The organism is Shewanella litoralis, assembly GCF_009828585.1.
GTDB classification, from domain to species: Bacteria; Pseudomonadota; Gammaproteobacteria; order Enterobacterales; family Shewanellaceae; genus Shewanella; species Shewanella litoralis.
The window spans coordinates 1-6,943 of sequence record NZ_WSRZ01000049.1 but is presented as its reverse complement, the minus strand read 5'-3'; the positions used below and the strand labels follow the sequence as shown (position 1 = coordinate 6,943).

Annotated in this window: 6 protein-coding genes; 2 read left to right on the top strand and 4 right to left on the bottom strand. The window is 41.4% G+C overall.

The window, feature by feature from the left end:
* Positions 1 to 1,124 precede the first annotated feature (1,124 nt).
* Positions 1,125 to 1,535 (top strand): GFA family protein, encoded by a 411-nt coding sequence (locus tag GQA99_RS19980; protein ID WP_160056961.1) that lies wholly within the window; start codon positions 1,125 to 1,127, stop codon positions 1,533 to 1,535.
* A gap of 633 nt (positions 1,536 to 2,168) precedes the next feature.
* On the opposite strand, the gene GQA99_RS19975 is transcribed toward GQA99_RS19980, so the two are convergent.
* Both GQA99_RS19975 and hemE read right to left on the bottom strand, forming a co-directional pair.
* Positions 2,169 to 2,357: a YgaP family membrane protein gene (locus tag GQA99_RS19975; RefSeq protein WP_160056959.1), complete on the bottom strand. Its 189-nt coding sequence runs from the start codon at positions 2,355 to 2,357 to the stop codon at positions 2,169 to 2,171.
* Between the two features lie 531 nt (positions 2,358 to 2,888).
* Complete coding sequence (hemE, locus tag GQA99_RS19970; protein WP_160056957.1) at positions 2,889 to 3,953, bottom strand: uroporphyrinogen decarboxylase; 1,065 nt, start codon at positions 3,951 to 3,953, stop codon at positions 2,889 to 2,891.
* Positions 3,954 to 4,405: 452 nt separating this feature from the next.
* On the opposite strand from hemE, the gene rsd reads away from it, so the two are divergent.
* Complete coding sequence (gene rsd / locus GQA99_RS19965; protein WP_160056955.1) at positions 4,406 to 4,873, top strand: sigma D regulator; 468 nt, start codon at positions 4,406 to 4,408, stop codon at positions 4,871 to 4,873.
* Positions 4,874 to 4,980: 107 nt separating this feature from the next.
* On the opposite strand, the gene GQA99_RS19960 is transcribed toward rsd, so the two are convergent.
* On the bottom strand, positions 4,981 to 6,030 hold the full coding sequence (locus GQA99_RS19960; RefSeq protein WP_160056953.1) for an MJ1255/VC2487 family glycosyltransferase: 1,050 nt from the start codon (positions 6,028 to 6,030) through the stop codon (positions 4,981 to 4,983).
* A 68-nt stretch (positions 6,031 to 6,098) separates the two neighbouring features.
* Positions 6,099 to 6,614, bottom strand: coding sequence for a phosphatase PAP2 family protein (locus tag GQA99_RS19955; protein WP_160056951.1), 516 nt, complete (start codon positions 6,612 to 6,614; stop codon positions 6,099 to 6,101).
* Between the last annotated feature and the right edge of the window lie 329 nt (positions 6,615 to 6,943).

The window sequence follows — 6,943 nt, the reverse complement described above, 5'->3', positions numbered from 1 at the left end:
GTAGGTTTCAACTAATTTATTCATGCTCGTTCCTTTTTCTAATCACTCTTGGTCGAATGATCGGATCAAGGAACGAGCATTTAGTTCCTTTGGGGAGCTAATTTCTTATCCGAAGCTCAGGTTAAAGAATGAAAATGCTAACGCTTCAGATGAGAGTCTGATGTGAATGGATTCACGAATGTCGTGGTGGCATGGATGCCAAGGAACGACCCTTCCCCTCCAAGCTAGCTGGCTCTGATAGGCAGGATGCCTGAATGCCTTGAAGCACATGGATGTGCGTGAAAGGCCATGGCCAGCTCACGTCATTTTCTTCAACGGCCTCAAGTTGAGAGTTGATTCACACCCTTTGAAAGTAAAGTTTTTAACTTATTTATGCCTCACTGTGTGTTTCAAATATGGCCAGCGGCCACCAACGTCGTGGCGCTTCGCTCAGCTTTACACCTCATCTGTAACAGGCTTACAAATGTCGGATAGATATCTAGTGTCAGGCCGTGTTTCACATTTTCATGTAGTGTGTTGTGTAAAAACAGTAGCAATGCTTTTTGACGTATTACTAAGTCTAATCAGCTAATAAGTAAACTAAAGTTGTACTAGTAATAAATCACGAATTTTGTAATGTCCTGAAATAAATATATTTTTATTTGTCTGGCGATTATGGGGGTCACTTTTAATGCGCAAGCTCGCTTTTATTGGTCCGTGGAGTTAAATAAAACTTCTTTACATCAATAAGATAGTGAATGTAGGATGATGTTAATCAATAACTTAAACGATCGGCTTAGCAGTTCAATAAACTGTTAGTTGCCATCAAGTATGAAGGGCAGATTGTGAATAAAATTTATAGGTTTTTAATTCTAGCTGCTCTCGTTATTGCTGCACTTAGCTCTTACAGCTATGGCAGTTCAACGGGTGTATTTGTATTTATAATTTTAGGCTTTGTTTTTGAGGGATTATTTTGGTTTGGCTTATTTCGCAAAAGCCCCAAAAGCTTTTCTTAATTAAATTTAGCAACTAACAAGGCGCATCACTCGCGGCCTTCGGCCGCTGGGACGTCAAACGCTAACGCTTTTTCCGCCCGAGTGCTTTACGTTAGGCACTTTTTTGGATATAGCATAAAGGATTTATTCATGTACAAGGGCTCTTGCCTTTGCGGTGCAATCAAAGTCGAACTCAAGGGTTCAATTGATAGTATTATTCACTGTCACTGTTCCCTATGTCGTAAAAATAGTGGCACGGCATACGCTACAAATGGTTTCGTAAACACAGAAGAGTTCAACGTCTTAGACCCAGAAAACAAGCTTGCCCATTTCAAATTCAAAGAGGGTAAGTTAAGGCATTTCTGCTCTGTGTGTGCCTCTCCAATTTTTAGCTCAAACACAGATAATCCAACAAAACTTAGAATTCGTCTTGGTATTTTAGACACAGACATTGAAGAGAGACCAATATCTCACAACTTTGTTTCATCCAAGGCAAACTGGGATAACCTGGATGCAGAATTACCAAGATATGATAGTTTTGAACCAAGTAGATCAAGGTAGTCCTATTATCAGCCTGCATAAACGACAAATAGATAGTTTGGTGTAGCATTATGGTGTTACCTAAACCGATCTTAATCCGAAACTCACCGAATAGAGTAAAAAATCTAACAAGGCTTAGTCCATAAATGAGTTAGATGTCTTGATTAACAATGCCTAAATGCAACTCTGAACTTGAGAACGTTGAAGAAAATAGCGTGAAGCTCACATGGATGTGAGCTTAGCTTTCGCGGTACAGGTCGTTCTTTGGCATCCTGCCATCACGACATTCGTGAATCCATTCACATCAGATGTACCATCGAAAGCGTTAGCATTTTCGAGTAAGGCCGAGGCAGGTTTTATACGCGGTTAAAGGCTAGAACAATTTCCGTTGCTACCTTTTCGCTTCTCAGAAAATGTTGCCGGAACGGCTGGGGTGATCCAAGAGGGGATTGCTGTTGTATACGAGAACATTCAGACTTTAAAAAATCATTAGGCTCAACGCCATATACAAAGCCTGCTTCGTTATATCTTTGATCCCACATCAACACTCCTACATTAAAGCTAATTAACACCTAGCCTCAACAACGGCTAAATTTGAGGGGCACAAGTCATCCACTGACGGCATACCCCACTGTAATATTTAAAGTGTTTGGTTTACTTCTTGGTTTCGCACGTTGATATGCCAAAAGGCACGTATGCAGGGCACCAGCCAAACGTAGCGGTAAACAAGGGAATAATCCCAACAACTCCCCACCAAGACTGATTATAAAAGCCAACAGCAATGATGCACGCTCCAAGAAATATCCTTATCATCCGGTCGATTTTACCTATGTTACATTTCATATAAACCTCCATTTACTTCAGGGTTGGCAAAATGAAAACCAATAACAAAACCTTTCGTCGCTAACCTCAAAGATTGAATTCATTATTGCTAATTAAACGCTAAAGGCATTTTGCGTTTTTCGCGCTGAATGATTGGTTAACACCTTTAAAATCTGTGCATTTTTTATTCACCTATACCATTAACAATATGCCTTTATGACGCAAAAAAACAGCAAAAAATTAACTTTTAAAAATCACATTTTCAGCGTGAATGCTATGTCGATATTAGCCGGTGGATTTAATACGCATGACTTCGAAAGAGAATAACGATTCATTCAGTCATTCGCCTTGTTTAAGCCCTTTTAAATTCTCGCTGAGAGATCGCTTACTAACGCGGAATGGTATAAGGAAAAGGTTCATGTAAAACGAATAGGTAGAGGTGAATAATGCAGTATACAACTCGCAAGAGCGCACAAAGAGGCCAAGAAAAAACGGCCATTATAAAAAAAGCGAATCCGAAGATTCGCTTTTCTTATTAGCCAATACCAATAATTACTTGTGGTATTTGCCCGATAACTCATGCACCGAATTGATAAATGCACCGGCATGTTCAGGATCAACATGTTGATGAATACCATGGCCTAAGTTAAATACATGGCCGGTACCTTCACCGTAGCTTGCAAGAATTTGGTCAACTTCTTGATGAATACGCTCAGGCGATGCATACAACATTGATGGGTCCATGTTGCCTTGAAGTGCCACTTTATGACCTACACGACGACGTGCATCACCAATATCAACAGTCCAGTCTAAGCCAAGTGCATCACAACCGGTTTCAGCCATAGACTCTAACCATAAACCGCCACCTTTAGTAAATAAGGTTACTGGCACTTTACGGCCATCGGCAAAACGAGTTAAGCCATCTACAATTTTTTGCATGTAACGTAATGAGAATTCGCGGTAAGCGTGGTGCGATAATGCGCCACCCCACGAGTCGAAAATCATTAACGATTGTGCGCCGTTAGCCACCTGAGCGTTAAGGTATAACACTACTGAGTCAGCTAACTTGTCTAGTAACATGTGTAGTGCTGCAGGTTCTGCGTAAGCCATACGTTTAATTTTTTCAAACGTTTTGCTAGAACCGCCTTCAACCATATAAGTGGCGAGCGTCCAAGGTGAACCTGAAAAGCCAATTAATGGTACAGCACCGTTAAGTTCGCGGCGAATGGTGCTCACTGCACGCATGACGTAACCTAACTCGTCTTCTGGATCTGGGATGCTAAGTTTTTTGATGGCATCAATGGTATCTGTTGGACGTTCAAAACGTGGACCTTCACCCGCTTCAAAGTACAGACCAAGACCCATTGCATCAGGTACTGTCAAAATATCTGAGAATAAAATCGCAGCATCTAAATCATAACGACGTAAAGGCTGTAGCGTCACTTCGCAAGCCAGTTCAGCATTGCGACATAAAGACATAAAGTCGCCAGCCTGAGCTCGAGTTGCTTTGTATTCAGGTAAATAACGGCCTGCTTGGCGCATCATCCATACTGGAGTGACATCAACTGGCTGCTTTAACAACGCACGTAAATAACGATCATTTTTTAATTCTGCCATGTGGGCTTTCTTCCTAGACTGTTATGATTTCTGCTGGGCGCTAGTTTAGCACTTACGCGATTAATGTAACCACTCAAGCGAGATTTATGTGAGCTATTCCTAAATCTAATGGGTAATTTTTTAACATATTCGCTTCGTTGCTCACAAAACACACAAGACTGACGTGTAAATCGCAAATTATTGGATTAAACGTTGCACCAAGGTGAGTCGTTTGGTATAAAAAGTGTGCGCTAGCAAGAACAATCAAGAAGCCCGATAAATCGAGCCTTTGAAAACTTCGTTACCCCGTGATGGCTTGCCATCACGGGGTTTTTTATTGTCTATCATTCCCCATCCTCTTTTTCACTACCCATAGCTGGTTGGTCCTGAAAATATAAATAAAACAGTTGATCGCAATACACTTTGTCCAATACATTAGGTGTTATAGAAAGGTTGCTGATTAGAGAAGACACATGCTAACAAAATTAGAAAAAGCAGAGAAACGCTGGGGCGGCGCCAATAAGTTAGTCGATCAGTGGCTTAATCACCGCAGAAAATTATTGATTCAATATTTCATTGTGGCGGGTCTTGCACCCTATTCGCGAGCAGAAAAGTCGCTACCAAGCATTGAGCAAGTGAAAGACTTTTGCGATCAGTTAGTCGACTATGTCTCTGAAGGCCACTTTGAGGTTTACAATAATGTTGTAAAAGCCTGTGAGAAGTTTGGCGAATCGAGTATTGATACTGCCAAAGCGTTGTTACCGCAGATCAGTGAAAGTACCGATACCGCGTTAGACTTTAACGACAAATATACCGAAGCCGCTGACGAAAATATCCTATATCAGTTAGATACCGATCTGTCGAAATTGGCTCAAGCGATGGAATCTCGTTTCGAGTTAGAAGATCAGCTATTAGAAGTGCTGCACAATCGCCACTCATAACTCATAACTCATAACTCATGTTAACGGCTCAACAAACCCAAAAAAGTGCGAATAATCGCACTTTTTTGCCCTCTGTCTATCATTTTAGAGCTTTGTCTATAAATAGTTTATTGTTTTTTATGCCAGTTTTCGGGCAATTCCACTTGCGACCACAAATCTTGACAGAGTATTTCAGGCTGATGCCAATCACCCATTTTTAACCAATCAACCAGCGCATCACCTACTTGCGGATACGCTATCGGTTTGGGCGACGACGATTTAAGCCAACGCTTTAATACAGCACAATCTAGGCTTTCCATGCTCTCAGCGGCGGCCAGTAATTGCAATGCGGCGACATTGGCTAATTGCTCAAATTGCCCCATCAACGGTTTAACTAACAGCTTTTTGCCTAACGTCATAGCCTCACTGGCGAGTTCAAAGCCTGCATTACCTATCACACCACCGCATTGCGACATGTGCTGTTTAAAGCCTTCACGATTAAAGCCATGCCAATGTATATGCGCACCAATCCCTTTTAACGGCTTAGTACTGTGATAAACAAAAAATTGATATTGATCGAACGGCGCTAAAAACTCGGCAATCAGGTCGGGATCCTCAAACGGCAAATACACTAATATTTGGTGGCTATGATCGCCACAACTCGCAGATACCTCAACAAAAGGCGGCAATATCGGAAAACCAAAATGATGCCAATGACAGCCGAGTGAGATATCCACTGGCGCAAAACGGTTTATGAGCAGTTCATTAAACCAATTTGTGCCTTGTTTCGGTACATCGTATTGCAATGCAGCTTGATGACTAATGGCAATCGACGGCACATTTTGCTGACGTGCAGCCCAAGCCGTAACAGGTTCAAAGTCATTTAATACAAGGTCATAACCCGTTAACTCTAATTGTTTAATTTCAGAAAAAATATTAGTCACTAGATTTTGCTTGGCGGTTTTAGACACATTCACACGACCATTTTCAGTCATGAATGTCATGCCGTTCCGTGTTTGGTAATCGCCGAAACATTGCATGTCAAAGTACTGCTCAGACGGGCGACCTGAAAATAAAAAATCGACATCAATATTATGCTGACTAAGGGCTTTAGCCATCACCCGTGCACGACTAATATGACCATTCCCCGTACCTTGAACCCCGTACAAAATTTTCATATTGCCTTTAATTCCTCTATAGCCGAGTCGTTCGAAGTGCTAACCATGCCTATTAGTGTCCATGCTTTTTACGACATTAATTGCTCAACCAGCATAACCGACCCCATTCCTAGCCCAGCACCGGCAATAATATCTAATGGATAATGCACACCAAGGGCAATTCTTGATGCCCCCACAAAACAGGCCCATGCAAAAGCAATAGGGGCTAGCGATGGAAAAACCACATTCACCACACTGGCAAATACAAAGGCTCCTGCAGTGTGTCCTGAGGGTAAACTGAACTTGTCTGACGGCTGAAAACCTGAATCAAAACCGGCTAATGCATGGCAAGGCCGATGACGTCTAATGCTATTTTTTAGCAATAAATACAACGGGAATTCGATAATAAAGCCACCGAGCACTAAATTGAAAAATAGCTGGCCTTGGGAATGAAAAAACAACAATGCGACAGAGCAGTAAACATAATATTGACCGTCACCAGTTGCCGACATCCGTTTAGCCGCATGATTTAACTGGTTATCACGACTAAATTGCACTATCCAATAAAACCAATATTTATCTAACTCACTGAGATTTAGCTTCATGCCTGACTCCATGCCAAACGCTGGGACATCTTCAACCCGAGCAAGGTTATCTATTTGTTAACAAGCTAAATAATAAAGAGAAGGAATGAACGCGAGGTGACAGTGAGTCTACAGTTTTATGACAATGAATGAATCGATACAGGGTATAAATAACCCGAGATTATAAAACGAAAAAACCTCTCAAACATAAGCTTGAGAGGTTTTTCAGATTAATGACAAACCCCCACTTTTTTTAAAAGTGGGGGTTTTCTTTTATAGGTTTATTCGCATTTCAGGACTTTTATTTAAAAACACATCTTGAGCAGCATTGTTGATTATCGACGTCCAAC

Bases quoted from the DNA above. Each gene is read 5' to 3' on its own strand.
- GQA99_RS19960 (WP_160056953.1), bottom strand. From the start codon at position 6,030: ATGAAAATTTTGTACGGGGTTCAAGGTACGGGGAATGGTCATATTAGT.
- GQA99_RS19975 (WP_160056959.1), bottom strand. From the start codon at position 2,357: ATGAAATGTAACATAGGTAAAATCGACCGGATGATAAGGATATTTCTT.
- GQA99_RS19980 (WP_160056961.1), top strand. From the start codon at position 1,125: ATGTACAAGGGCTCTTGCCTTTGCGGTGCAATCAAAGTCGAACTCAAG.
- GQA99_RS19955 (WP_160056951.1), bottom strand. From the start codon at position 6,614: ATGAAGCTAAATCTCAGTGAGTTAGATAAATATTGGTTTTATTGGATA.
- hemE (WP_160056957.1), bottom strand. From the start codon at position 3,953: ATGGCAGAATTAAAAAATGATCGTTATTTACGTGCGTTGTTAAAGCAG.
- rsd (WP_160056955.1), top strand. From the start codon at position 4,406: ATGCTAACAAAATTAGAAAAAGCAGAGAAACGCTGGGGCGGCGCCAAT.